This window comes from Microbacterium sp. YJN-G (assembly GCF_015040615.1).
In the GTDB taxonomy this organism is placed as follows: Bacteria; Actinomycetota; Actinomycetes; order Actinomycetales; family Microbacteriaceae; genus Microbacterium.
Genome location: NZ_CP060402.1, coordinates 2,553,820 through 2,577,793 on the forward strand (window position 1 = coordinate 2,553,820; position 23,974 = coordinate 2,577,793).

Below are 23,974 nucleotides of genomic sequence, written 5' to 3' on the forward strand. Positions count from 1 at the left end.
TGCGGAAGACCCCCGGACCGATACGGTCCGGGGGTCTTCCCGAGTCCTGCGGAGGGCTCAGATGGCGTTGACGTCCAGCGGGATGCCGGGGCCGAACGTGGTCGACACGGCGCCCTTCTGGATGTAACGGCCCTTCGAGCTCGACGGCTTCAGACGCACGATCTCCTCGAGAGCGGCGTTGATGTTCTCGTTGAGCTGCTCAGCCGAGAACGAGGCCTTGCCGACGATGAAGTGCACGTTGGCGTGCTTGTCGACGCGGAACTCGATCTTTCCGCCCTTGATCTCCTCGACGGCCTTGGCCGGGTTCGGGGTGACGGTACCGGTCTTCGGGTTCGGCATCAGGCCGCGGGGGCCGAGCACCTTACCCAGACGACCGACCTGGCCCATGAGCTCAGGGGTCGACACGGCTGCGTCAAAGTCGGTCCAGCCGGCCGCGACCTTCTCGATGAGCTCGGCGCCGCCGACCTCGTCGGCGCCGGCGGCGATGGCGGCCTCAGCAGCCGGGCCGTTGGCGAACACGATGACGCGGGCGGTCTTGCCGGTGCCGTGCGGGAGCATGACGGTGCCGCGCACCATCTGGTCGGCCTTGCGGGGGTCGACCGAGAGCTTCAGCGCGACCTCGACGGTCGAGTCGAACTTCGCCGAACCGGTCTCCTTCGCCAGAGCGACGGCCTCGGTCGGGGTGTAGAAACGGTCTGCCTCGATCTTCGCGGCGGCAGCCTGGTATGCCTTGGACTTGGTAGCCATTGTTATCTCCCTCAGCCCTCGACCGTGATGCCCATGGAGCGGGCGGTTCCGGCGATGATCTTGGACGCGGACTCGATGTCGTTCGCGTTCAGGTCGGCCTGCTTCTGCTCGGCGATCTGACGGACCTGCTCAGCGGTGATCTTCGCGACCTTGACCGTGTGCGGGGTGGCGGAGCCCTTGGGCACGCCTGCCGCCTTCTTGATCAGCTCGGCTGCCGGCGGGGTCTTCAGGATGAACGTGAAGCTGCGGTCCTCGTAGACGGTGATCTCCACGGGGATGACGTTGCCGCGCTGCGACTCGGTCGCGGCGTTGTACGCCTTGCAGAACTCCATGATGTTGACGCCATGCTGACCGAGCGCGGGGCCGATCGGCGGCGCCGGGTTGGCTGCACCGGCGTTGATCTGAAGCTTGATCAGGCCGGTCACCTTCTTCTTCGGTGCCATTTTCTTTCCTTTCGTCGACCGGATGCCGGTGAGCATCCGTTCTCCCGCAGATCCGGCATCTCCGGACCGCGGTTCGCCTGTGCGTCCTTCGACAGGGTCAGGAACCCATGCCGCGACGCACAAACCACATAATCTTACCCGATCCGGCGGGATGCCGGGAACGAAGAACGGCCGCCCCGAGGGGCGGCCGTTCGTGGTGAGCTCGAGTGCTCAGAGCATCTTGGTGACCTGCTCGAACGAGAGCTCCACCGGAGTCTCGCGCTCGAAGAGCGAGACGAGCACGGTGAGCTTGCCGCTCGCGGCGTTGATCTCGCTGATCGTGCCGGGAAGACCCGCGAACGAGCCCTCCTTGATCGTGATGGTCTCGCCGATCTCGAAGTCGACCTCGGCCGCCATCGGACGGGCCACGGCGACGCCGCCCTTGGAGGCGATGGACTTCGCGGTGGGGACGTCCTTGACCTCGACGAGCGCCTTGAGCATGTTGAACGCCTCTTCGAAGCGCAGCGGAGTCGGGTTGTGGGCGTTGCCCACGAAGCCGGTGACACCGGGCGTGTGGCGCACGACCGACCAGGTGTCTTCGTTGAGCTCCATGCGCACGAGCACGTAGCCCGGGATGCGCACGCGGGTGACCATCTTGCGCTGGCCGTTCTTGATCTCGACGACGTCCTCCATCGGGACCTCGATCTGGTAGATGTCGTCCTCGACCTCGAGCGTCGACTTGCGCTGCTCGATGTTGGCCTTCACCTTGCGCTCGAAGCCGGCGTAGGAGTGGATGACGTACCACTTGCCCGGCAGCATCCGCAGGTCGGCGCGGAAGGCCTCGTACGGGTCCTCCTCGTCAGCGGTCTCTTCGGCCTCAGCGCCCTCGCCGGTCTCGTCTGCGGAGACGGCCTCGTCGGCGGACTCCCCGTCCGCCGGCTGCTCGTCGCCGTTCACGTCGGGCCCGTCGTAGGGCGTCACCTCGTCAGCGGCCGCAGCCTCTGCATCGGCGGTCTCTTCCGCCACAGCGTCGTTGAGGACCTCGGCGGCTGCTTCAGACTCAGCCGCTTCGTCCAGGTTGAGAGCGTCGTTCACGATCGCGTCCGCCTCCGGGTCTTCGATGTCGATGTCGTCGTCGGTGTCGTCGTATTCCTCGTCGTCGCCGCCCTCGATGTGCAGGGCGACGCGCTCGGCCGATGCGGAGGACTGCTCCTGCTCGGCGAGGACGTTGCCCTCCTGGGCCTCGTCCTCTTCGCTGGACTGCTCGGCCGCGGTGGCCCAGTCTGCGTCGTCGGAATATCGTTCAGACACGTTGCTTCTTTCCGTTCACTGCGACGGTCCGTCGCAGATGCGTCAGCTGCCGGGTACCCCGAACACGATGTGGGTCACGTAGCCGAAGAGCGAATCGAAACCGTAGACCAGGCCCATGACGATGAGCACGAAGACCAGGACCACGAGAGTGAACTTGATCAGCTCCTTGCGGGTCGGGGTGACGACCTTGCGCAGCTCGCCGATGACCTGCCGGAAGAACAGCGCGATACGGCCGAAGAAGCCCAGCTGCTTGTCACGCAGGGAGTACGAACCTGCTGCGACGATATCGCCGCGAACGTCGTCCTGTTCCATCGTGCAAGTACCTTTCGTGAGCCAGCATGTGCGCTGACGCGCAGGGCGGACAGGAATCGAACCTGCAACCTGCGGTTTTGGAGACCGCTGCTCTGCCAATTGAGCTACCGCCCTAGAGACCGGATGGCCTCTGGGTCTGCGCCCTCCGTGTGCCGGTGAAGGCACGGTGAAGGATGCAGACAACTGCCCCTCAAGTGTACGGCATCCGATCCCTCGGGCCGAACCGGCGCGACTCCCGCGTGAGTCGCGCCACGGAATCGGCGGCGGCCGACGCCGCCGCACGACGGCGGCGGACGCCGCCGCGAACCGTCAGAACAGCTGTCGCCAGTTCGCCCTGGCGAGGTCGAGCAGCTCGTCACCCCGGCCCGACATGACCGTGCGGATGGCGTACAGCGCGAAGCCCTTGACCTGCTCGGCGCTGATCGACGGCGGCATCGACAGCTCCTGCCGTTCGGTGACGACGTCGAGCAGGGCGGGCCCGTCGTGGGCGAGCACCTCGGCCACGGCATCCAGCAGATCCTCCGAGCGCTCCACCCGGCGAGCGAAGATGCCCAGCGCCTGCGCGACGGCCGCGAAGTCGGGGTTGTCGAGGTCGGTGGCGTAGGTCACGAACCCCGCAGCCTTCATCTCGAGCTCGACGAAGTTCAGCGAGGAGTTGTTGACGACGATGACCTTCACCGGCAGCCGGTTCTGGGTGAGCGTGATCAGCTCGCCGAGCATCATCGCCAGTCCCCCGTCGCCGGCGAGCGCGATCACCTGCTGATCGGGCCGCGCGACCTGCGCGCCGATCGCGTGCATGAGGGCGTTGGCCATCGACCCGTGGTTGAACGAGCCGATCAGGCGGCGCTTCTCGGTCATGCTGAAGTACCGCGCTGCCCACACGGTGGGCGAGCCGACGTCGGCGGTGAGGACGGCGTCGGATGCCGCGGCCTCGTCGATCAGCCGGGCAAGGTACTGCGGGTGGATCGGCGCCTTGCCGCGTGAGGGGACCGCGAGATCGTCGAGTTTCGCGCGGGTCTTGCGGTAGTGCTCGGTCGCGTCGTCGAGGTGGGCGCGGTCGGACTTCGCCTTGATCCGTGGCAGCAGCGCCTCGGCGGTGGCGCGCACGTCGCCGACCATTCCGAGATCGAGCGGATGCCGTCGGCCCAGGTGCGCGCCCCGGATGTCGACTTGGATGGTGGTGACGCCGTCCGGGTAGAACTGCGTGTACGGGAAGTCGGAGCCGAGGATGAGCAGTGTGTCGGCGTCCTCCATCGCCCGGAAGCCGGAGGCGAAGCCGAGCAGACCCGTCATGCCGACGTCGTAGGGGTTGTCGTACTCGATGAACTCCTTGCCGCGCAGCGCGTGCACGACCGGGGCTGCGAGCCGGTCGGCGAGCGCGATGACCGCATCGTGGGCGCCCTCGACACCCGCGCCGGCGAGGATCGTCACCCGGCGGGCGCCGTTGAGCAGCTCGGCGGCCCGCTCGAGCTCGTCCGGCCCCGGAACGATCACCGGGCGCGTGCGCGGGATCACCGCTGCCCGGTCGCCCTCGATCTCGGCGAGCGCGACGTCGCCGGGGATGACGAGCACGGCCACCCCGCGCTCCTCGATGGCGGCGCGCATGGCGATCTCCATCAGGCGCGGCATCTGCGACGGATCGGCGACGTACTCGGCGTACACGCTGCACTCGCGGAACAGCTCCTGCGGATGCGTCTCCTGGAAGTAGCCGGTGCCGATCTCGACGGTCGGGATGTGCGCGGCGATCGCGAGCACGGGCACACGCGAGCGCTGCGCGTCGAAGAGCCCGTTGATCAGGTGCAGGTTGCCCGGCCCGCAGGAGCCCGCCACGACGGCGAGATCGCCGGTGAGCGCGGCATCCGCGGCCGCGGCGAACGCGGCCGATTCCTCATGGCGCACGTGCACCCAGCGGATCGTGCCGTCCTTGCGGAGGGCGTCGGTGAACCCGTTCAGCGAATCGCCGGGGATGCCGTAGACCCGGTCGATGGCGTTGGCGCGGAGCGTGCGGACGATGTTCTCGGCGACGGTGACCATGGCTCGACCTTACGCCCGACCCGACGGTTCATCGCAGGTAGGAGAAGGCGCGGGGGTAGGACCGAACCCGTGGATTCTGTCCTACCCCCGCGCTTTCTCCTACGCTCACGCGAAGGCTGCTGGATGACAGAGGCCCCTAGGCCTTGCGGATGAGCTTCTTGTTCACGAACTCGTCAGCGGCAAGCAGCCCCATCTCACGCGACGTGCCGCTGCGCTTCACGCCGCCGAAGGGCAGCTCGGGGCTGTCGGCGAGGACGACGTTGACGTAGACCATGCCGGCCTCGATGCCGTTCGCGACCCGCTCGGCCTGCTCGGGATCGGTGGTGAACACGTATGACCCGAGGCCGAACGAGGTGTCGTTGGCGAGCGCGACGGCGGCGTCCTCGTCGGCGACGCGGTAGACGACCGCGGCGGGGCCGAAGAGCTCCTCGCTGTACACGTCCATGTCGGCCGTCACGTCGGCGAGCACGGTCGGTGCGAAGAACGCCCCCTGGCGGGTGCCGCCGGTGAGCACCGTGGCACCCTGCTCGACGGCCGTGTCGATCTGCTGCTGCAGGCGCTCGGCGGCGGCCAGCGACGACAGCGGACCGAGCACGGTGTCCTCCTCGGTCGGGTCCTGCGCGGTGACCGAGGCGAGCGAGGCGACGAACTTCTCGGTGAACTCCTCGTACAGGTCGTCGACGATGATGAATCGCTTGGCGCCGTTGCAGGACTGGCCGTTGTTGTCCAGGCGCGCGTCGACGGCGTTCTGCACGACGGCATCCAGATCGTCTGCGGAGAGGACGATGAACGGGTCGGAACCGCCGAGCTCGAGCGCCACCTTCTTGAGGTTGCGGCCCGCGGCCTCGGCGACCGCGGCGCCGGCTCGCTCGGAGCCGGTGACCGAGACGCCGTGCACGCGCGGGTCGGCGATGATGCTCGCGGCCTGCTCGTTGGTGGCGTACAGGTTCACATAGGCACCGTCGGGCAGTCCGGCATCCCGGTAGATGGACTCCAGGGCCGCCGCCGACTCGGGGCACTGCGGTGCGTGCTTGAGCAGGATCGTGTTGCCGATCGCCAGGTTCGGCGCCGCGAAGCGCGCCACCTGGTAGGCCGGGAAGTTCCACGGCATGATGCCCAGCAGTGCGCCCAGCGGGGCACGGCGCACCACGGCGGTGCCGTCGCCGAGGATGTCCAGCGGCTGGTCGGCCGTGATCCTGTCGATGTTGTCGGCGTAGAACTCGATGATGTCGGCGGCGAACTCGACCTCGCCGACGGCGGCGGCGATCGGCTTGCCCATCTCGCGCACGATGATCGCGCCGAGCTCGTCCTTGCGGTCGCGGTGCAGCTGCGCGATGCGGCGGATGACGTCGGCGCGCTCGGCCGGCGCGGTCGCGGCCCAGGTGACGGCGGCGGCGGCCGCGCGGGCGACGGCATCCTCGATCTGCGCATCCGTGAAGGTGTCGTAGGTGGCGAGGGTCTCGCCGGTGGCGGGGTTGACGACGGCGTAGTCGGTCATGTCGTGTCCTCTCTCAAGCCCGTCTATCTGTCACAAAGTGTCGATATCGGTGTCCGATAACGACACTTCGTGACAAATAGACGGAACGTACGGTCAGGTCAGGAGTTGGGGATCAGGGTGTACTTGGTGGACAGGTACTCGTGGATGCCTTCGAAGCCGCCTTCGCGACCGACACCCGACTGCTTCACGCCGCCGAAGGGCGCTGCCGCGTTCGAGACGACACCGACGTTCAGGCCCATCATGCCCGTCTCGAGAGCGTCGATCATGCGGTGGCCGCGCCCGAGGTCCTCGGTGAACACGTACGACACCAGGCCGTACTCGGTGTCGTTGGCCAGGCGCACGGCCTCGGCCTCGTCGGCGAAGGTCGCGATGGCCAGGACCGGTCCGAAGATCTCCTCGCGCAGGATCGCGCTGCCGGCGACGACGTCGGTGAGCACGGTCGGCTCGTAGAAGGTGCCCGCGCCCTCGAGCGCGTTCCCTCCGGCCAGCAGGCGGGCGCCGCGGTCGACGGCGTCGCCGACCAGCTCGGCCGCCTTGGCGACGGCATCCCCGTCGATCAGGGGGCCGATCGTGACCCCCTCTTCGGTGCCGCGGCCGATCTTCATCGCCTGCACCCGCTCGGTCACCTTGCGGGCGAACTCCTCGGCGACGTCCTGGTGCACGATGAACCGGTTCGCGGCCGTGCACGCCTGCCCGATGTTGCGGAACTTCGCCGCCAGGGCCCCGTCGACCGCCTTGTCGAGGTCGGCGTCCTCGAAGACGACGAACGGCGCATTGCCGCCGAGCTCCATCGAGACGCGCAGGATGCCGTCGGCGGCCTGGGCGATGAGCTTGCGGCCGACCTCGGTCGAGCCGGTGAACGACAGCTTGCGCAGCCGCGGGTCGGCGATGATCGGGCCCGACAGGGCGCCCGAGCGGGAGGTCTGCACGACGTTGACCACGCCGGCGGGCAGGCCCGCCTCTTCGAGCAGCTTGGTGAAGAAGATCGTGGTGAGCGGGGTCAGTGCCGGCGGCTTGATCACGACGGTGCAGCCGGCGGCGAGCGCGGGGGCGATCTTGCGGGTGGCCATCGCGAACGGGAAGTTCCACGGGGTGATGAAGAACGAGGGGCCGACGGGGCGCTGCGAGACGACCATGCGCCCGGTGCCCTCGGGATTGGTGCCGTAGCGTCCGCTGATGCGCACGGCCTCCTCACTGAACCAGCGCAGGAACTCGCCGCCGTAGACGACCTCGCCGCGGGCCTCGGCCAGCGGCTTGCCCATCTCGAGGGTCATGAGCAGGGCGAGGTCCTCCTTGTGCGCCTGCACGAGGTCGAACGCGCGGCGGAGGATGTCGCTGCGGGTGCGGGGTGCGGTGGCCGCCCACGACTCCTGCGCGGCGGCTGCGGCGTCGAGGGCGCGGATGCCGTCGGCCGGGGTCGCGTCGGCGATGGAGGCGATGACATCGCCGGTGGAGGGGTCGCGCACGTCGAAGGTGCGGCCCTCATCGGCATCCACCCACCGGCCGCCGATGAAGAGCCCGCCCGGGACCCGGGCGAGAAGCTCCTGCTCGTTGGTTGCGAGTGCACTGCTCATGTTGTTCTCGATTCTGTGGGGATGGACGTTCAGGGGTGGAGGCCGGCGGCGAAGTCGGGTTCGCCGCGTGCCGCGCGCTGCGCACGGCTGGCCTCGATGACGGATGCCGCGGCGTCGCGTCCGCGGCGCAGGGCGGCGGCGAGGGTGCCGCCGTCGGCGTGACCCGGTGAGCCCGGGGCGCCCGGTGCGCCGGCGGCGCCGGTCAGAATGCGGATGACGTCGGCGGAGGCCGCCACGGCGTCCGCCCCGCCCGCCACGGCGGTGTGGGCGGGGACGATCGCGAACCGCGCGCGGACGGTGAGTCCGTCGGAGTCGGCGACGACGCCCTGCTCGTTCCAGGTGACGGCGTCCACCGGATGGTTCAGCAGCACGTCCGCGCCGAGCCGCTCCGCCAGCAGCAACGGCACCTGCGCCGGCTCGTCGTCGGTGTCGTCGTCGAGCACGGAGTCGAGCGCGAGCGCCCGGATGGTGCGGCGCAGTTCGTCAGGAGCACCGTCGGATGCCGCAGGTGCTGCGGCGGGATCGCCGACGTGACCGCGCGCCTCGAGGACGGCGACCGACAGTCCGGCACGGCGCAGGTCGTCGGCGGCCGCCAGGCCTGCGGCACCCGCGCCCACTATCACGACGTCGCGGCTGATCTCCTTCGCGATCATCCGATCTCCTTCGATTCGTGGGCGCCGGGGGATGGGGGTGTGCCGGCCGCGATCCGTGATCCCCCGACCGGGATCGCGGCCGACGGTCTCACTGCTGCGCGAGCGCCTCGGCCAGGACGTCGAGCCCCTCGTTGAGGAGGTCGTCGCCGATCGACAGCGGCGGCAGGAAGCGGATGACGTTGCCGAAGGTGCCGCAGGTGAGCACGATCACCCCGGCGGCCACGCAGGCGCGCGCGACCGCGCCGGTGAGGGAGGCATCCGGCTCTCCGGTGGCGGGATCCACGAACTCGGCGGCGATCATGGCGCCGTGACCGCGCACGTCTCCGATGCGCGGGTCGGCGGCGGCGAGGGCGCGCAGGCGGTCGAGCAGGATGCCGCCGATGCGCTGCGCGCGCTCGACGAGCCCCTCGTTCTCGAAGGCGTCGATGGCGGCGAGCGCGGCGGCGCACGCGATCGGGTTGCCGCCGTAGGTGCCGCCGAGTCCGCCCGCGTGTGCGGAGTCCATGATCTCGGCGCGGCCGGTCACGCCCGCGAGCGGGAGGCCTGCGGCGATGCCCTTGGCCGTGGTGATCAGATCGGGCTCGATGTCGAGGATCTCGCTGGCGAACATCGCACCGGTGCGGGCGAAGCCGGTCTGCACCTCGTCGGCGATGAAGACGACGCCGTTGGCGCGGCTCCAGTCGACGATGGCCTCGAGGAAGCCGTCGGCCGGGACGATGAAGCCGCCCTCGCCCTGGATGGGCTCGATGATGACGGCGGCCAGGTTGTCGGCGCCGACCTGCTTCTCGATGAGGGTGATGGCGCGCTTGGCGGCCTCGGCGCCGGTCAGGCCGTCGCGGTACGGGTACGAGCCGGGGACGCGGTACACCTCGGGGGCGAACGGCCCGAAGCCCGACTTGTACGGCATGGACTTCGCGGTGAGGGCCATGGTGAGGTTGGTGCGGCCGTGGTAGCCGTGGTCGAAGGCGACGACCGCCTGACGGCCGGTGTGCTTGCGGGCGATCTTGATCGCGTTCTCGACGGCCTCGGCGCCCGAGTTGAACAGTGCGGTCTTCTTCGCGAACGATCCCGGGGTGAGGCGGTTGAGGGCCTCGGCGACCTCGACGTACGACTCGTAGGGCGAGACCATGAAGCAGGTGTGCGTGAACTGCGCGACCTGGGCGCTGACCGCGGCGACGACCTTGGGGTGCGCGTTGCCGACGCTGGTCACGGCGATGCCGGAGCCCAGGTCGATGAGCGAGTTGCCATCCGCATCCAGCACGACTCCCCCGCCGGCCGCGACGACCGAGACGGGCATGGAGTGTGCGACGCCGGCGGCGACGGCATCCGCCTTGCGGGCGAGGATCGCCGCCGAGCGGGGGCCGGGCAGTTCGGTGACGACGCGACGGACTTGCTCGAGGGTCGGTCCGCCTACGGGCGCTGTGGAGGTCTCGTCGATGAGGGTCATGAGGCGAGGTTAGGCCGACGGCATCCCGAAATCATTCGCCCGCTCGTACAATCGGTATGACTCTTTCGCCAGCTCGTACATCGAGGAGGATGCCGTGGAGCCGACCGCCGCACCGACGCTGCGCACCCTGCTCGAGCGCGCGGAGCTGCGGCTGCGGCTGCTCTCGGATCCGGATGCCCTGCCCGCCGACGCACTGGAGCGGCCGGTGCGGTGGGTGCACAACTCCGACCTCACCGACCCCACCCCGTTCCTCGCCGAGGATCTCGTGCTGCTGACCACAGGCACCCAGCTCTCCGACCACGACGAGGACACTGCGGCATACGTCGCCCGTCTCGCGCATCGTGGCGTGCTGGCGCTGGGGTTCGGCTCGGGTGTGCACCGGGTGGGGGTGCCCGACCAGCTCGTCGCCACGTGCGCGGACGCCGGCATCGCCCTGTTCGAGGTGCCCTACGACGTGCCCTTCATCGCCATCGCGCGCGCCCACGCCGAGGCGATCGCCGCGCAGGCCTACGCCAGACGCACCTGGGCACTCGAGGCGCAGCGCGCACTGGCGATCGCCGCCCTGCGGCCCCGCGGGCTGGAGGCCACCCTCACCGAGCTCTCGCGGCGGCTGGGCTGCTGGGTGGGCATGTACGACAGCTCGGGAGCGATCGTGCATGAGCACCCCGTCGCCCTCGCCGCCGGGGCGGATGCCGTTGCGGCCGAAGTGGCCGAGCTGCTCGCACGCGGCGGCGCCGCCAGCCGCACGATCGAGGACGGCGACGAGGTCTTCACCCTGTTCACCTTCGGGCGCACCGGCCGGCTGCGCGGCGTCATCGCGATCGCGGCGGCCGCGCTCGACCCCGAGACCCGCGCCGTGGTCACCTCGGTGATCGCCATGGCAGGCCTGGCCCTCGAGCAGAACGCACAGATGTCGCGCGCCCGGCGCCGGCTGCACACGCAGGTGCTGGCCTCGCTGCGAGCCGACGATCCGGCCCTCGCGCGCCGGGTGCTCGGAGCGCTGCCCGCTGCGCCGATCGTCGTCGCCGTGACCGAGGCGCCGCGCGCAGAGGCGGTCATCGACTGGTGGGAGCGACGCCGGGCGGATGCCGGCACCGCCTCGTTCATCGCCGAGGGGCCCGAGGGCCTGACCATGTGCGTCGAGGCGGCCGACGAGAGCGCCTTCGACGAGCTCGCCGCACGATTCGAGCTGCGGATCGGGGTGTCGGGGCCGTGGGAGTACAGCGGCTTCTCACAGGCCCACGCACAGGCGCTGGCCGCGCTGCGGCGGGGTGCGACCGGCGCCGTCCGTTATGCGGAGGCGGCCTCGGGCGGGGTGCTCGATGCCCTGACCGGCGACGAGGCGCGCCTGATCGCGCGTACGCGCCTGGCCCCGCTGCGCGACCACGACGCCGCCGGCGGCGAGCTGGAGCGCACGCTGGTCACCTGGCTCGAGCACGACGCGCACAGCGAGCAGACCGCGGCAGCCCTCGGCATCCACCGTCACACCCTGCGCTCGAGGATCGCGCAGGCCGCGAGTCTGCTGGGTCTGGACCTGTCGTCCTTCCCGGCCCGGGCCGAACTGTGGGCGGCGCTGCGCGCCGCCGGCGCGACCCGCTGAGCCGTCGCGGGCGCGCGATCCTCGGGCCGGCTCAGCGATCCCCGGCGAGTTCTTCGATCAGCCGGGCCGCGGTGCCCTCGAAGATCGGACCGTGTCCGGGGATCATCCGCCGCTCGGGCAGCGACCTCAGTCGCTCCAGGCTCCCCGGAGTCTGCCCCGGGTCGTCGCTGAACGGGCCGATCGCGACGGCCGCGACTCCCGTGAGGACATTTCGCGTGGTGATGGCATCCCCCACGAACACGGCATCCACGGCCGGGACGCGAACGGCGACCGAGCCCGGCGAGTGGCCGGGCAGCCCGATGATCTCGGGCGCACCGGGCAGGTCGAGCACCTCCCCGTCGCGGAAGGTGCGGACCTCGCCCACGTGCCGGGGGCGCAGGGCGCCGCGCCGCAGTCCGGCGGCCAGGAACTGCAGGATCGCCCGCAGCCGCCAGGCGCCGCCTGCCGCGTGCGACTTCTCCTCTCCGCGGGCGCGGGCGGCATCGGCCTCGTGCACGTGGATCGGGATGCCGTGCTCGGCACGGAGCCACTCGGCGACGCCGATGTGGTCGATGTCGCCGTGGGTCAGCACCACGCCGCGGATCTCGGTGAGCGAGCGGCCTGCGGCATCCAGTGCCCGGCGCAGCGCCCGGCGATCGCCGGGCAGCCCGGCGTCGACGAGTGTGATCCCGGCATCGGTGACGATGGCGTGCATGGCGACGAGGTCGTCGCCGATCCGGATGAGTTCTGCGTTCATGATCGCTACGCTATGTAGCTTTGAAGGCTATTGTCAATAGCTTTAGAATGACGACAGGTCGACGATGGGAGGAATGCATGCCGGCACCGCTGCGCGTGAGCCAGGAGGAGCTCGTGGCCGCCATCCGGCGCATCGCCGAGCAGGACGGGATCGACGCCGTGACGATGAGCTCGGTCGCCGCCGCCGTGGGCATGCGCACGCCCAGTCTGTACAAGCGCGCCGCTCACCGGCACGAGCTTCTGCGCCTGGCCGCCGACGACGCGGCGCGGGAGCTCAGCACCTCGGCCGCCGCGTTCTCCTCGAACGGCGCCGATCCCGACCGCGACCCCGCGACCGTCCTGACCGGGCTGGCGCGCACATTGCGGGCCTACGTGGCGACCGCTCCGCGCGTCTCGGCGCTGCTGTTCGCGGCGCCGTCCGAGCAGGCCGCGCCGTCGACGGCATCCGCTGAGCCCATCCTGCGTACCCTGCTCGACGCGGTCTCGTCCGCCGTTCCGGGCGATCCCCTGCCGGCCGCGCGCACCTTCACCGCCTGGATCTTCGGCTTCTGCACCATGGAGCAGGCCGGCGCCTTCCGCCTCGGCGGCGACGTCGACGAGGCGTTCGAGTTCGGACTCGACGCCCTGCTCGCCGCGATCGGGGCTCGGCGGCAGCACTGACACGCGACGCACGCGACGCCCACCGCGCACGGTTACGGTTGCGGCTCAGCGCGGGGCGTGCGCCTCGAGGAACTCGTACACGTCGGTCGTGTCGACGCCGGGGAACGACCCCGTCGGCAGGGTCGCGAGCAGGGTGCGCGGGGTGCGCACGTTCGGCCAGGACTGCTCGCGCCAGCGCTGCTCGAGTTCGGCCGGTGCCCGACGGCAGCAGGTCTCGACCGAGTGCTTCGACACTCCGCGGTTCGGGGTGTCGCGGCCGACGAACCACTTCGTGTCGTCGAAACGCACGCCCACGCTGACCGAGTGCAGCCCTTCGCTCGAGGGCTCGACCCGCGCGGTGCACCAGTACGTGCCGTTGCCGGTGTCGGTGTACTGGTAGTACGGGTTGAAGCGGTCGTCGACGTCGAAGACGGTGCGGCTGGTCCACCGCCGGCAGCACATCTGCCCCTCGATCGACCCCAGCCTGTCGGTCGGGAAGTTCACGTCGTCGTTCTCGTACGCCTTGGTGATGGTGCCCGACTCGTGCACCTTCAGGAAGTGCACCGGGATGCCGAGGTGCCGCGTCGCGAGGTTGGTGAAGCGGTGCGCGGCGGTCTCGTAGGAGACCGAGTAGGCGTCGCGGATGTCCTCGACCGAGATGGCGCGCCGCGACTTGGCATCCTGCAGCACCGGCACGACGTGCGCCTCGGGGATCAGCAGCGCCCCGGTGAGGTAGTTGGTCTCGACCCGCTGGCGCAGGAACTCGGCGTAGCTGCGCGGCTCGGCATGGCCGAGGATGCGGCTCGACAGCGCCTGCAGCACCGCGGTGCGCGCGTCGCCGCGGGCCGGGATGCTGCTGGCGAGGTACAGCCGGCCGTTGGCCAGATCGGCGACGCTGCGCGTCGACTGCGGCAGGTCCGGGGCGTAGTGCAGGGTGAAGCCGAGGTGCGCGGCGATCTCGGACGCGGTGCGCTGGGTGATCGGCCCGCCGGGATGCCCGACCGCGGCGAGGATCTCGGCGGCCTTCTGCTCGAGGTCGGCGAAGTAGTTGTCCTGCGTGCGCATGAGATGGCGCAGCTCGAGGTTCGCGCGGCGCGCCTCCTCCGGCGTCGCGGCACGCTCATCGCGCAGCCGCTCGATCTCTCCGTGCAGCGCCAGCATCGCATCGATCGCGTCATCGGACAGCGACTTGCCGATGCGGAACGACGGGATGCCGAGGGCACGGAAGGTCTGCCCCCTCATGGCCCGCTCGAGGGCGATCTCGCGGGTGGCGCGGTCGTCGAGCGGTTCACCCTCGAGCAGCCCGTCAAGGGTGGTGCCGAGCACCTTCGCGATGGTCTGCAGCAGGGTGAGCTTGGGCTCGCGCTTGCCCGTCTCGAACATCGACACCTGGCTGGGTGCGCGGTCGATGCGGCCGGCGAGCTCTTCGAGCGTCATCCCCCGCGCGGTGCGCAGCTGGCGGATGCGTCGCCCGATGGTCAGCGCATCGGAATCGTCGCTCGTCTCCTGGGCCTGGCTGAGGGTCATGCCGCGCAGTCTGTCACAGAAACAGAAATACGCGCAAACTTCTCCCCCGTTTTGGTCTTCAGCGACCCGGTTCTTCTCGCAGAGTGGATGCCAAGCCACCCGGCCACCTCGACACCCGATACCCGGTGCCGACCGACATCCCACGGAGGAGAAAGATCATGACCACCCCCACTGCGTCACCGGCCGCCCCGACCCGGACCGTCGGCACCGCCGTCTCGACCGAGAAGGGCCCGACGCTGCGCATCACCGGACCGATGCACGACCGGTTCGACGAGATCCTCACCCCTGAGGCGGTCGCCTTCCTCGCCGAACTGCACCACCGCTTCGCCAACCGCCGCCACGACCGCCTCGCCGACCGGATGCGCCGGCGCTTCGAGATCGGCAACGGCCACGACCCCCGTTTCCGCGACGACACCGCGCACATCCGCCACGACGCCGACTGGCGCGTCGCCGGTGCCGGCCCCGGCCTGGAGGACCGCCGGGTGGAGATCACCGGTCCCACCGACCCGAAGATGACCATCAACGCCCTCAACTCCGGCGCGCGGGTGTGGCTCGCCGACCAGGAGGACGCCACCAGCCCCACCTGGAGCAACGTCATCGGCGGCCAGCTGTCGCTGCGCGACGCCATCCGCGGTGAGCTGTCCTTCACCAGCCCCGACGGCAAGGAGTACCGCGTCACCGCCGAGCGCACCCCCACCATCGTGATGCGCCCGCGTGGCTGGCACCTGGTCGAGAACCACATCGAGTTCATCGACCGCACCGGCCGCACGATGGCCGCCTCGGGATCGCTCATCGACTTCGGCCTGTACTTCTTCCACAACGCCCAGGCCCTGATCGACGGCGGCCGCGGCCCGTACTTCTACATCGCCAAGCTCGAGTCCAGCGAAGAGGCCAGGCTCTGGGACGACGTGTTCTCGTTCAGCGAGGAGTACATCGGCATCCCGCACGGCACCATCCGCGCCACCGTGCTCATCGAGACCCTGCCCGCCGCCTTCGAGATGGAGGAGATCCTCTACGAGCTGCGCGACCACTGCGCGGGCCTGAACGCCGGCCGCTGGGACTACATCTTCTCGATCATCAAGAACTACCGCGGCCGCGGCGCCCGGTTCGTGCTGCCGGACCGCAGCGAGGTCACCATGACCGTGCCGTTCATGCGGGCCTACACCGAGCTGCTCGTGAAGACCTGCCACCGGCGCGGTGCCTACGCCATCGGCGGCATGAGCGCCTTCATCCCGAACCGCCGCAACCCCGAGGTCACCGAGCGGGCGCTCGAGAAGGTCGCCGCCGACAAGAAGCGCGAGGCCGGCGACGGCTTCGACGGCACCTGGGTCGCGCATCCCGATCTCATCCCCGCCGCGCAGGCCGAGTTCGACGCGGTGCTCGGTGAGCGCCCGAACCAGATCGACCGGCAGCGCGACGACGTCGAGGTGACGGCCGAGCAGCTGCTCGACCTGCGCATCGGCCGTTCCATCACGGCCAAGGGCGTCGCCGACAACGTCTCGGTGGCGATCCGCTACATCGAGGCCTGGCTGCGGGGGCTGGGCGCCGTGGCGATCGACGACCTCATGGAGGATGCCGCCACGGCGGAGATCAGCCGCTCGCAGGTGTGGCAGTGGATCCACCAGGACCGCCGCACACAGGAGGGCGAGCGGATCACCGTCGAGTACATCGAGGGCCTGATCGACCAGCTGCTCGCGCAGACCCCGCGCGTCGAGGGCGATCGCTTCGACGACGCCGCCGACGTGTTCCGCGACGTGGCGCTGAAGCCCGAGTTCCCCTCGTTCCTGACGCTGCCCGCCTACTCGCGCTTCCTGCGCGAAGCCGACTGACCGTACGCCCACCACGAAAGACACGACATGACTCACTACCAGGACGACATCGACGCCATCCAGGAGCTGAAGGACGCGAACGGCGAGGGCTGGCGGGCCATCGACCCCGAGGCGGCCGCACGCATGCGGGCGCAGAACCGCTTCCGCACGGGGCTGGAGATCGCGCAGTACACGGCCGACATCATGCGCCGCGACATGGCCGAGTACGACGCCGACTCGTCGGTCTACACGCAGTCGCTCGGCGTGTGGCACGGCTTCATCGGCCAGCAGAAGCTCATCTCGATCAAGAAGCACCTGAAGTCGACGAACAAGCGCTACCTCTACCTCTCGGGGTGGATGGTCGCCGCGCTGCGCTCCGAGTTCGGCCCGCTGCCCGACCAGTCCATGCACGAGAAGACGTCGGTGCCCGCGCTGATCCAGGAGCTCTACACCTTCCTGCGCCAGGCGGACGCACGCGAGCTGGATCTGCTCTTCACCCAGCTGGATGCCGCCCGCGCGGCCGGCGACGACACCGCCGCCGAGTTCATCCAGTCGCAGATCGACGGCTTCGAGACGCACGTCGTGCCGATCATCGCCGACATCGACGCCGGCTTCGGCAACCCCGAGGCGACATACCTGCTCGCCAAGAAGATGATCGAGGCCGGCGCCTGCGCGATCCAGATCGAGAACCAGGTCTCGGATGAGAAGCAGTGCGGCCACCAGGACGGCAAGGTGACCGTGCCGCACGAGGACTTCCTCGCGAAGATCAACGCGGTCCGCTACGCCTTCCTCGAACTCGGCATCGACAACGGCATCATCGTCGCCCGCACCGACTCGCTGGGAGCGGGTCTCACGCAGAAGCTCGCGGTCTCGCAGCAGCCGGGTGACCTCGGCGACCAGTACAACGCCTTCCTCGACGTCGAGCAGATCACCGAGGACGAGCTCGGCGACGGCGACGTGGTGATCAAGCGTGAAGGCCGGCTGCTGCGTCCGAAGCGCCTGGCCAGTAACCTGTACCAGTTCCGCCCCGGCACGGGTGAGGACCGGGTGGTGCTCGACTGCATCACCTCGCTGCAGGGCGGCGCCGACCTGCTGTGGATCGAGACCGAGAAGCCGCACGTCGAGCAGATCGCCGGCATGGTCGACCGCATCCGCGAGGCCATCCCGAACGCGAAGCTGGTCTACAACAACAGCCCCTCGTTCAACTGGACGCTCAACTTCCGCCAGCAGGCCTACGACCGCCTCGCGGCCGAGGGCGGGGACGTCTCGGCGTACGACCGCGACCGGCTGATGAGCGCGGAGTACGACGACACCGCGCTCGCGCGTTTCGCCGACGAGATGATCCGCACGTTCCAGCGCGACGGCTCCGCCCGCGCCGGCATCTTCCACCACCTCATCACCCTGCCGACGTACCACACGGCGGCGCTGTCGACCGACAATCTCGCCAAGGGCTACTTCGGCGAGGAGGGGATGCTGACCTACGTGCGTGACGTGCAGCGCCAGGAGATCCGCCAGGGCATCGCGACGGTCAAGCACCAGAACATGGCAGGCAGCGACCTCGGCGACAACCACAAGGAGTACTTCGCCGGTGACGCCGCGCTCAAGGCCGGCGGTCAGCACAACACGATGAACCAGTTCAGCTGACACACCTGCAACGCCCTTCGATCCCCACACCCCACTCCGCCCGCCGCTGACGCGGCGGGCGGAGCCTCGGGGGCGCGTGGGCCCGGCTCAGGACCCAAGTGGGTCGCTGAGCCTGTCGAATGGGTCGCTGAGCCTGTCGAAGCGCCCGAACTCAGAACGAGGAGTCCCGAATGACCTCCACCGCCGACCTCTACGACCAGCACGGCGACGCCCTGCAGTCCCTTCCGCTGCAGCTGCGCTCGTTCGGAGCGCGCACCTCGTTCGAGGGCCCGATCCGCACGGTGCGCTGCTTCGAGGACAACGCGCTGGTGAAGCAGCTGCTCTCCTCCCCCGACGACGGCGCCGTGCTCGTGGTCGACGGTGCGGGATCGCTGCAGACGGCGCTGATGGGCGACATGATCGCGCAGCTGGCCGTCGACAACGGCTGGGCCGGTGTGGTGATCAACGGCTGTGTGCGCGACAGTGCGGTCATCGCGACCATGCCGCTGGGGGTGAAGGCGCTGGGCACGAACCCGCGCAAGAGCGGCAAGCAGGGCACGGGCGAGGTCGACGTCACCGTGGAGTTCGGCGGCGTCTCCTTCCGCCCCGGCGCCCGGCTGTACGCCGACGAGGACGGCATCCTCGTCGAGCGCTGAGCGCTGAGCGCCGGCAGCCGGGAGCCGCCGCCTCCCACCGGGCGTACCCTGGGGGCATGAACTCGGATCGCCTGAGCGGGATCGCCACAGCCCGGCGCACTGTGCACGACGGGATCGTCGACGAGTTCCTGCACAACCACCGCGGCGGGGCCCGGCTCCTGGCGGTCGCCGGGGCGGATGCCGCCGGTTCCGCGGCCTTCGCCGACGATCTCGCCCACGCCTTCACCGAACACGGAGTCGCCGCGGCATCCGTTCTCCAGGAGGGCCGGGGCGAAGAGGCGCTGCGGGCCGAGGTCGTTTCGCCGCTGCGGGCCGCAGGAGCGGATGCCGTGACGATCGTCGCCGGCGACGCCTCCCTGCTCGCGGGACGCACCCGCTGGCTGTGGCACTCGAGCGTCTGGCTGGCCGCAGGCGATGAGCTGGTCGAGACCGAGGCGGATGTGATCGTCGACGTCGTCGATCCTCAGCATCCGTCACGCCGCTTCGCCGACTTCTGCCAGTGCGACGTCGGATAGGCCCCGAGACGGGGAGGGCGTGTCAGCGACCGGCCGAGTACGATCGAGATCGTGACCGAACGCGCCCCTCTCTCCCGCAAGCTCTCCGCCATCGCCGAGTCCGCCACGCTGAAGGTTGATGCGAAGGCCAAGGCCCTCAAGGCCGAGGGCAAGCCCGTCATCTCCTACGCCGCCGGCGAGCCCGACTTCGCGACGCCGCAGTTCATCGTGGATGCCGCGGCCGAGGCACTCGCCGATCCGGCGAACTACCGCTACACCCCGGCGCCCGGTCTGCCGGCGCTGCGCGAGGCGATCGCCGCGAAGACGCTGCGCGACTCGGGCCTGGAGGTCTCACCCAGCCAGATCATCGTGACCAACGGTGGCAAGCAGTCGGTGTACCAGGCGTTCCAGGCGGTGGTGAACCCCAGTGACGAGGTGCTGCTGCCCGCGCCGTACTGGACCACCTATCCCGAGGCGATCCGTCTGGCCGACGGCATCCCGGTCGAGGTGTTCGCCGGCGCCGACCAGGACTACAAGGTCACCGTCGAGCAGCTCGAGGCCGCCCGCACCGACCGCACGACCGTGCTGGTGTTCGTCTCTCCGTCGAACCCGACCGGTTCGGTGTACTCGCCCGAGGAGACGAAGGCGATCGCCGAGTGGGCACTCGAGCACGGCATCTGGATCATCTCCGACGAGATCTACCAGAACCTCACCTACGACGGCGTGAAGGCGACGTCGGTGGTGCAGGCGCTGCCCGAGGTCGCGAACCAGACCATCCTCGTCAACGGCGTCGCCAAGACGTATGCGATGACAGGCTGGCGGGTGGGCTGGATGGTGGGTCCGCCGGATGCCATCAAGATCGCGGGCAACCTGCAGTCGCACCTGAGCAGCAACGTCAACAATGTCGCGCAGCGCGGTGCCATCGCGGCGCTGAACGGCCCGCAGGACGAGGCCGAGCAGATGCGTGAGGCCTTCGACCGTCGTCGCCGCCTGATCGTGTCGGAGCTCTCGAAGATCGACGGGCTCGTGGTGCCGAACCCCACCGGCGCGTTCTACGTCTACCCCGACGTGCAGGGGCTGCTGGGCCGCGAATGGGGCGGCGTCACACCCACCACCTCGCTGGAGCTGGCCGACCTGATCCTCGAGCAGGCCGAGGTCGCGGTCGTCCCGGGTGAGGCCTTCGGCCCGTCGGGCTACATCCGCATGTCGTACGCCCTCAGCGACGACCAGCTGCTCGAGGGCGTGCAGCGCCTGCAGCGCCTGTTCGCCTCCTGACCCGCGTCACCTCTCCTCTCCTCTCTTCTCCTCTCTTCTCCTCTCCGGCATCCGCCGAAACCCCTCACCACCGCCGAGACCCCTCCTGATTCGCGTGAATCACGAGGGGTGTCGGCACGCACGAGGGGTTTCGGCGGAAGGTGCAGGGGATGCCGCACAGCGCGGCAGCGGGGCGGCTTAGCCCTGGTGGCCGATCAGCCAGTGCACCCCGTAGCGGTCGACGACCGTGCCGTCGTGGTCGCCCCAGGGCCGCTTCTGCAGCGGGTCGATGACCTCGCCGCCGTCGGCGAGTGCGTCGAACCACGACGACAGCGCGCCGGGATCGGCCGTGCCGAGCAGTGAGAAGAACATGCCGCGCATCGACACGGTGTCGTCGCCGGACGCGGCATCCGACCCCGCGAGTTCGACGGGCCCGTCCACGAGCATGCCATGCGCGATCGCGTCGCCGGGACCGTCGGCACGGCCGGCCTCGGCGTAGGTGAACAGGCGCACCTCGCCGCCGAACGTCGACGCGTAGTAGCGCAGCGCGTCGGCCGCGTTGCCGGGAAAGAGAAGGTAGGGAATCAGTCCGCTCATCCCGCGAGTGTACGGCGGTTGCGGGATGCCTACAGATCCACGCCGATCAGCACGGGTTCGGGCTGCAGCAGCAGGCCGAACTCCGCGTGCACGCGGCTCTGGATGAACCGTGCCAGTTCGCCGAGCTCGACCGCAGTCGCACCGCCGCGGTTCGTGAGTGCGAGAGAGTGCTTGGTCGAGGTGGACGCGCGAGAGCGCGGCAGCGTGAACCCCTTCCCGATTCCTGAGTGCTCGATGAGCCACGCCGAGCTGACCTTCACGAGCACCTCCGGGCGCTCGGCGCGCGGCGAGAGGCCGGCGTAGGTCTCCAGCGGGATCACGGTGAACGTGTCGAGGTCGGGCTCGACCGGCCAGCGCGGGCACTCCGCGGGCAGCGCGCGGGCGATGTGCTCGGGGACGATCGCGTTCTGGAAGAACGACCCGGCGCTGTGCGTGTCGGGGTCGCTCTCGTCGAGCAGCATCCCCTTCGCCGCCCGGGTCTGCAGGATCCGCTCGCGCACCCACGCCAGCGGCACCGGTTCGAAGCCGTCGAGCCCGAGGGCGCGACGCAGCTGCTCACCGCGGATCACCCGTCCGGCGTCGCCGGTGACGGCCAGGTCGAGGGTCACCGAGAGGATGACCGCGCGACGCCCCTGCGCCTCGCCGTAGTGGTGCTTGAGCACGGAGGTGCGGAACCCCAGCCCCAGCTCGGATGCCGGCACGACGACGGGCTCGTCGGCGTGCTCGTCGAGCAGCTCGACCTCGACCAGGGTCTCCTGGATCTCCTGCCCGTACGCGCCGACGTTCTGCACGGGTGCGGCCCCGACGGTGCCGGGGATGCCGCTCATCGCTTCGATACCGGCATAGCCGCGCTCGACGGCGTACGCGACGAGCGCGTCCCAGTTGTGCCCGGCCTGCACCCGGAGGCGGATGCGTCCCTCGTGCGGGGAGGGCAGCTCCTCGATGCCGGAGGTGAGGATGCGGATGACCGCGCCGTCGAACGGCTCGTCACCGACCAGGAGGTTCGAGCCCCCGCCCAGCACGAACCACTCCTCGCCGGTGGCCCACACGTCGTGCAGGGCGTCGATGAGCTCGGCGCGCGTCGTCGCCTCCAGCATCCGGACGGGTGCGGCGCCGGTGCGCAGGGTCGTGAGATCGCGCAGTGGGATCGGGGTGACCTCGGTCATCTCGGTACGCGACATCTCAGAGCGCGACGCGCAGCTGCGCCTTGACGAGAACGGTCGTCTCGCCGGCCCTGACGGTGAGATCGATGCGTGCGGAGCTCTCGTCGACTGCGCCGACCTTGGCCAGCACGTGCACGTCGGCGCCGGTGTCGGGGTCGACGACGACGGGCTTCGTGAAGCGCACCCCGTAGTCGATCAGGCGCGCTTCGGCCGGGAGGGCTGCGATGACGGCGGAGGAGGCGAGGCCCATGGTCAGCATTCCGTGGGCGAGCACCCCGGGGAGACCGACGGATGCGGCGACGTCGTCGCGGTAGTGGATCGGGTTGAAGTCGCCGGATGCGCCGGCGTAGCGCACCAGCGACTCGCGCGTGAGGTGCACGGTGCGCTCGGCGACGACGTCGCCGACGGTGAAGGTCTGCGCGTTCACTCGTCGTCTCCCTCGGACTCGGAGCCGACCAGCAGGACGCTGGTGGCGGTGACGACGTGATCGCCCTCGGCATCCGTGATGGTCGCCTCGCTCGTGATCATCGCGTTGCCGCCGAGCGCGCGGATGCCGGTCACCGCCAGTCGCGCGGTCAGCTCGTCGCCCGCGACGATCGGCCGCGTGTAGGCGAAGCGCTGCTCGGCGTGGATCGTGCGGGCCAGCACGATGCCCGAGTCGGGCTCGGCGAGCAGCTGCTGCAGCGTGAGATCCTGGATCACCATCGCGAAGGTCGGCGGGGCGACGACATCCGCGTAGCCTGCGGCGCGTGCCGACTCGACGTCGGTGTGCTGCGGGGCGTCGGCGAAGACGGCGCGGGCGAACTCGCGCACCTTCTCACGACCGACGAGGTAGGGGGCGGTGGGCGGGAACTCCCGGCCGACCAGATCGTTGTTCACGGGCACCCCTCGATCCTAACCGGGTGGCCCGGGCGGCTCCTCGGCGTCGCCCGGGAGAATACGGGGATGCCTCTGGTCACGGCCCGCCGATGCCGCTGCGCGGGCCGGGCGGATGCCGTTTCAGCGGCGCGTCAGCGGCCGCGGCCGCGGATCGCCTTGATCGTCATCTGCACGGCGATGACGAGCAGGTAGACGGCGAAGAGGATGTTGCCGGTCAGCGGCTCGATGAGGGTCGCCAGCCAGGCGCCCAGGGCGGTCATCGTGCAGGCCGAGAGCCCGATGATGCCCGCGGCGAGCAGGTCGACGTTGCGGTGGCGCAGGTTGCCGATCGTGCCCGAGACGGCCGTGGGGATCATCATGAGCAGCGACGTGCCCTTGGCGACCAGGTCGCTGGTGCCGAAGACGAGCATCAGCACCGGCACGATGATCACTCCCCCGCCGACGCCGATGAGACCGGCGATGACACCGGTCAGCATCCCGACCAGGGCGAGGCCCACCCCGTTGACCCAGCCGAGTTCGAGCACCGCGTCGCGCGAGGGGATCACGAGGAACAGGCTCACCATCACGACCACCACGAACGCGACGAAGCCCCAGCGCAGCGCGGTCTGCGAGATGCGCGGCATCAGCCTCGACCCGATCTGCGCGCCGACCACGGCGCCCGCGGCGAGGATCAGGGCGGGGATCCACGCCACCGATCCCGTCATCGCATAGGAGATCACGCCCACGCTCGCGGTCGGCACGATCGCGGTGAGCGAGGTGCCCGCCGCCAGACGCTGGTCGAATCGCAGCATGAGCACGAGCAGCGGGACGATGACCGTGCCGCCGCCGACGCCGAACAGACCGGAGAGCAGGCCGGCGGTGAGCCCGATGAAGACGTAGGTGATGTAAGCGCGGGGCTCACGGGTGATCGCGGAGTCCTCATGCATCCGTTCAGGATATCGTCGCGAGCCGCCACCGCCCGCGCACGTGTCCGGTCTGCCGGTCGTCGCCAGGGCGGGCGT

General features: G+C 69.9%; 23 protein-coding genes and 1 tRNA gene. 7 read left to right on the top strand and 17 right to left on the bottom strand.

The features are described from left to right. Positions 1-57: 57 nt before the first annotated feature. The 10 genes from rplA to gabT form a co-directional block, all read right to left on the bottom strand. On the bottom strand, positions 58-747 hold the full coding sequence (gene rplA, locus H7694_RS12260; protein WP_193596765.1) for a 50S ribosomal protein L1: 690 nt from the start codon (positions 745-747) through the stop codon (positions 58-60). An 11-nt stretch (positions 748-758) separates the two neighbouring features. Further along, entirely contained in the window at positions 759-1,190 is a 432-nt protein-coding gene (rplK, locus tag H7694_RS12265) for a 50S ribosomal protein L11 (protein ID WP_193596766.1), read from the bottom strand. A gap of 210 nt (positions 1,191-1,400) precedes the next feature. Beyond that, positions 1,401-2,480 (bottom strand): transcription termination/antitermination protein NusG, encoded by a 1,080-nt coding sequence (nusG, locus tag H7694_RS12270; RefSeq protein ID WP_193596767.1) that lies wholly within the window; start codon positions 2,478-2,480, stop codon positions 1,401-1,403. 42 nt (positions 2,481-2,522) lie between these two features. After that, on the bottom strand, positions 2,523-2,792 hold the full coding sequence (gene secE / locus H7694_RS12275) for a preprotein translocase subunit SecE (RefSeq protein WP_193596768.1): 270 nt from the start codon (positions 2,790-2,792) through the stop codon (positions 2,523-2,525). A gap of 41 nt (positions 2,793-2,833) precedes the next feature. After that, positions 2,834-2,906: transfer RNA gene (locus H7694_RS12280), tRNA-Trp, on the bottom strand. 195 nt (positions 2,907-3,101) lie between these two features. Beyond that, the gene (gene poxB / locus H7694_RS12285) at positions 3,102-4,826 is read right to left on the bottom strand and encodes a ubiquinone-dependent pyruvate dehydrogenase (protein WP_193596769.1); all 1,725 of its coding nucleotides are present in this window, start codon (positions 4,824-4,826) and stop codon (positions 3,102-3,104) included. Positions 4,827-4,962: 136 nt separating this feature from the next. Beyond that, positions 4,963-6,324: an aldehyde dehydrogenase family protein gene (locus H7694_RS12290; RefSeq protein ID WP_193596770.1), complete on the bottom strand. Its 1,362-nt coding sequence runs from the start codon at positions 6,322-6,324 to the stop codon at positions 4,963-4,965. A gap of 98 nt (positions 6,325-6,422) precedes the next feature. Next, positions 6,423-7,898 carry an NAD-dependent succinate-semialdehyde dehydrogenase gene (locus H7694_RS12295; protein WP_193596771.1) on the bottom strand — a complete coding sequence of 492 codons (1,476 nt, stop codon included), beginning with the start codon at positions 7,896-7,898 and terminating at the stop codon, positions 6,423-6,425. Between the two features lie 29 nt (positions 7,899-7,927). Then, positions 7,928-8,551 (bottom strand): FAD-dependent oxidoreductase, encoded by a 624-nt coding sequence (locus tag H7694_RS12300; RefSeq protein ID WP_193596772.1) that lies wholly within the window; start codon positions 8,549-8,551, stop codon positions 7,928-7,930. A gap of 88 nt (positions 8,552-8,639) precedes the next feature. Continuing rightward, a complete protein-coding gene (gabT, locus tag H7694_RS12305; RefSeq protein WP_193596773.1) occupies positions 8,640-9,998 on the bottom strand; it encodes a 4-aminobutyrate--2-oxoglutarate transaminase in 1,359 nt (452 codons plus the stop codon). A gap of 94 nt (positions 9,999-10,092) precedes the next feature. Here gabT and H7694_RS12310 point away from each other — a divergent pair, with 94 nt between their 5' ends. After that, the gene (locus H7694_RS12310) at positions 10,093-11,598 is read left to right on the top strand and encodes a PucR family transcriptional regulator (RefSeq protein WP_193596774.1); all 1,506 of its coding nucleotides are present in this window, start codon (positions 10,093-10,095) and stop codon (positions 11,596-11,598) included. A 31-nt stretch (positions 11,599-11,629) separates the two neighbouring features. Here the strand turns inward: H7694_RS12310 and H7694_RS12315 are convergent, their stop codons facing one another. Beyond that, positions 11,630-12,334 (bottom strand): MBL fold metallo-hydrolase, encoded by a 705-nt coding sequence (locus H7694_RS12315; RefSeq protein WP_193596775.1) that lies wholly within the window; start codon positions 12,332-12,334, stop codon positions 11,630-11,632. Positions 12,335-12,411: 77 nt separating this feature from the next. Here H7694_RS12315 and H7694_RS12320 point away from each other — a divergent pair, with 77 nt between their 5' ends. Continuing rightward, positions 12,412-12,993 (top strand): TetR/AcrR family transcriptional regulator, encoded by a 582-nt coding sequence (locus tag H7694_RS12320; RefSeq protein WP_193596776.1) that lies wholly within the window; start codon positions 12,412-12,414, stop codon positions 12,991-12,993. Positions 12,994-13,038: 45 nt separating this feature from the next. Here the strand turns inward: H7694_RS12320 and H7694_RS12325 are convergent, their stop codons facing one another. Then, the gene (locus tag H7694_RS12325) at positions 13,039-14,499 is read right to left on the bottom strand and encodes an XRE family transcriptional regulator (protein ID WP_193596777.1); all 1,461 of its coding nucleotides are present in this window, start codon (positions 14,497-14,499) and stop codon (positions 13,039-13,041) included. Between the two features lie 158 nt (positions 14,500-14,657). Between H7694_RS12325 and aceB the strand changes: the two genes are divergently transcribed. The 5 genes from aceB (at position 14,658) to H7694_RS12350 (ending at position 20,355) form a co-directional block, all read left to right on the top strand. Beyond that, complete coding sequence (aceB, locus tag H7694_RS12330) at positions 14,658-16,328, top strand: malate synthase A (protein WP_193596778.1); 1,671 nt, start codon at positions 14,658-14,660, stop codon at positions 16,326-16,328. Between the two features lie 27 nt (positions 16,329-16,355). Next, a complete protein-coding gene (locus tag H7694_RS12335) occupies positions 16,356-17,951 on the top strand; it encodes an isocitrate lyase (protein WP_193596779.1) in 1,596 nt (531 codons plus the stop codon). A gap of 170 nt (positions 17,952-18,121) precedes the next feature. Continuing rightward, complete coding sequence (rraA, locus tag H7694_RS12340; protein WP_193596780.1) at positions 18,122-18,586, top strand: ribonuclease E activity regulator RraA; 465 nt, start codon at positions 18,122-18,124, stop codon at positions 18,584-18,586. A 56-nt stretch (positions 18,587-18,642) separates the two neighbouring features. Then, complete coding sequence (locus tag H7694_RS12345; RefSeq protein WP_227468103.1) at positions 18,643-19,101, top strand: hypothetical protein; 459 nt, start codon at positions 18,643-18,645, stop codon at positions 19,099-19,101. A 51-nt stretch (positions 19,102-19,152) separates the two neighbouring features. Continuing rightward, a complete protein-coding gene (locus tag H7694_RS12350; protein WP_193596781.1) occupies positions 19,153-20,355 on the top strand; it encodes a pyridoxal phosphate-dependent aminotransferase in 1,203 nt (400 codons plus the stop codon). Between the two features lie 177 nt (positions 20,356-20,532). Here the strand turns inward: H7694_RS12350 and H7694_RS12355 are convergent, their stop codons facing one another. The 5 genes from H7694_RS12355 to H7694_RS12375 form a co-directional block, all read right to left on the bottom strand. After that, entirely contained in the window at positions 20,533-20,931 is a 399-nt protein-coding gene (locus H7694_RS12355; RefSeq protein ID WP_193596782.1) for a VOC family protein, read from the bottom strand. A gap of 29 nt (positions 20,932-20,960) precedes the next feature. Then, the gene (locus tag H7694_RS12360) at positions 20,961-22,097 is read right to left on the bottom strand and encodes a UDP-N-acetylmuramate dehydrogenase (protein WP_193596783.1); all 1,137 of its coding nucleotides are present in this window, start codon (positions 22,095-22,097) and stop codon (positions 20,961-20,963) included. Between the two features lie 16 nt (positions 22,098-22,113). Beyond that, a complete protein-coding gene (locus H7694_RS12365; RefSeq protein ID WP_193596784.1) occupies positions 22,114-22,521 on the bottom strand; it encodes a MaoC/PaaZ C-terminal domain-containing protein in 408 nt (135 codons plus the stop codon). After that, positions 22,518-22,979, bottom strand: a complete 462-nt coding sequence (locus H7694_RS12370) for a MaoC family dehydratase N-terminal domain-containing protein (protein ID WP_193596785.1) — start codon at positions 22,977-22,979, stop codon at positions 22,518-22,520. The genes H7694_RS12365 and H7694_RS12370 overlap by 4 nt, the downstream gene beginning before the upstream one ends. A gap of 125 nt (positions 22,980-23,104) precedes the next feature. Then, on the bottom strand, positions 23,105-23,899 hold the full coding sequence (locus tag H7694_RS12375) for a sulfite exporter TauE/SafE family protein (protein ID WP_193596786.1): 795 nt from the start codon (positions 23,897-23,899) through the stop codon (positions 23,105-23,107). Positions 23,900-23,974: the final 75 nt, after the last annotated feature.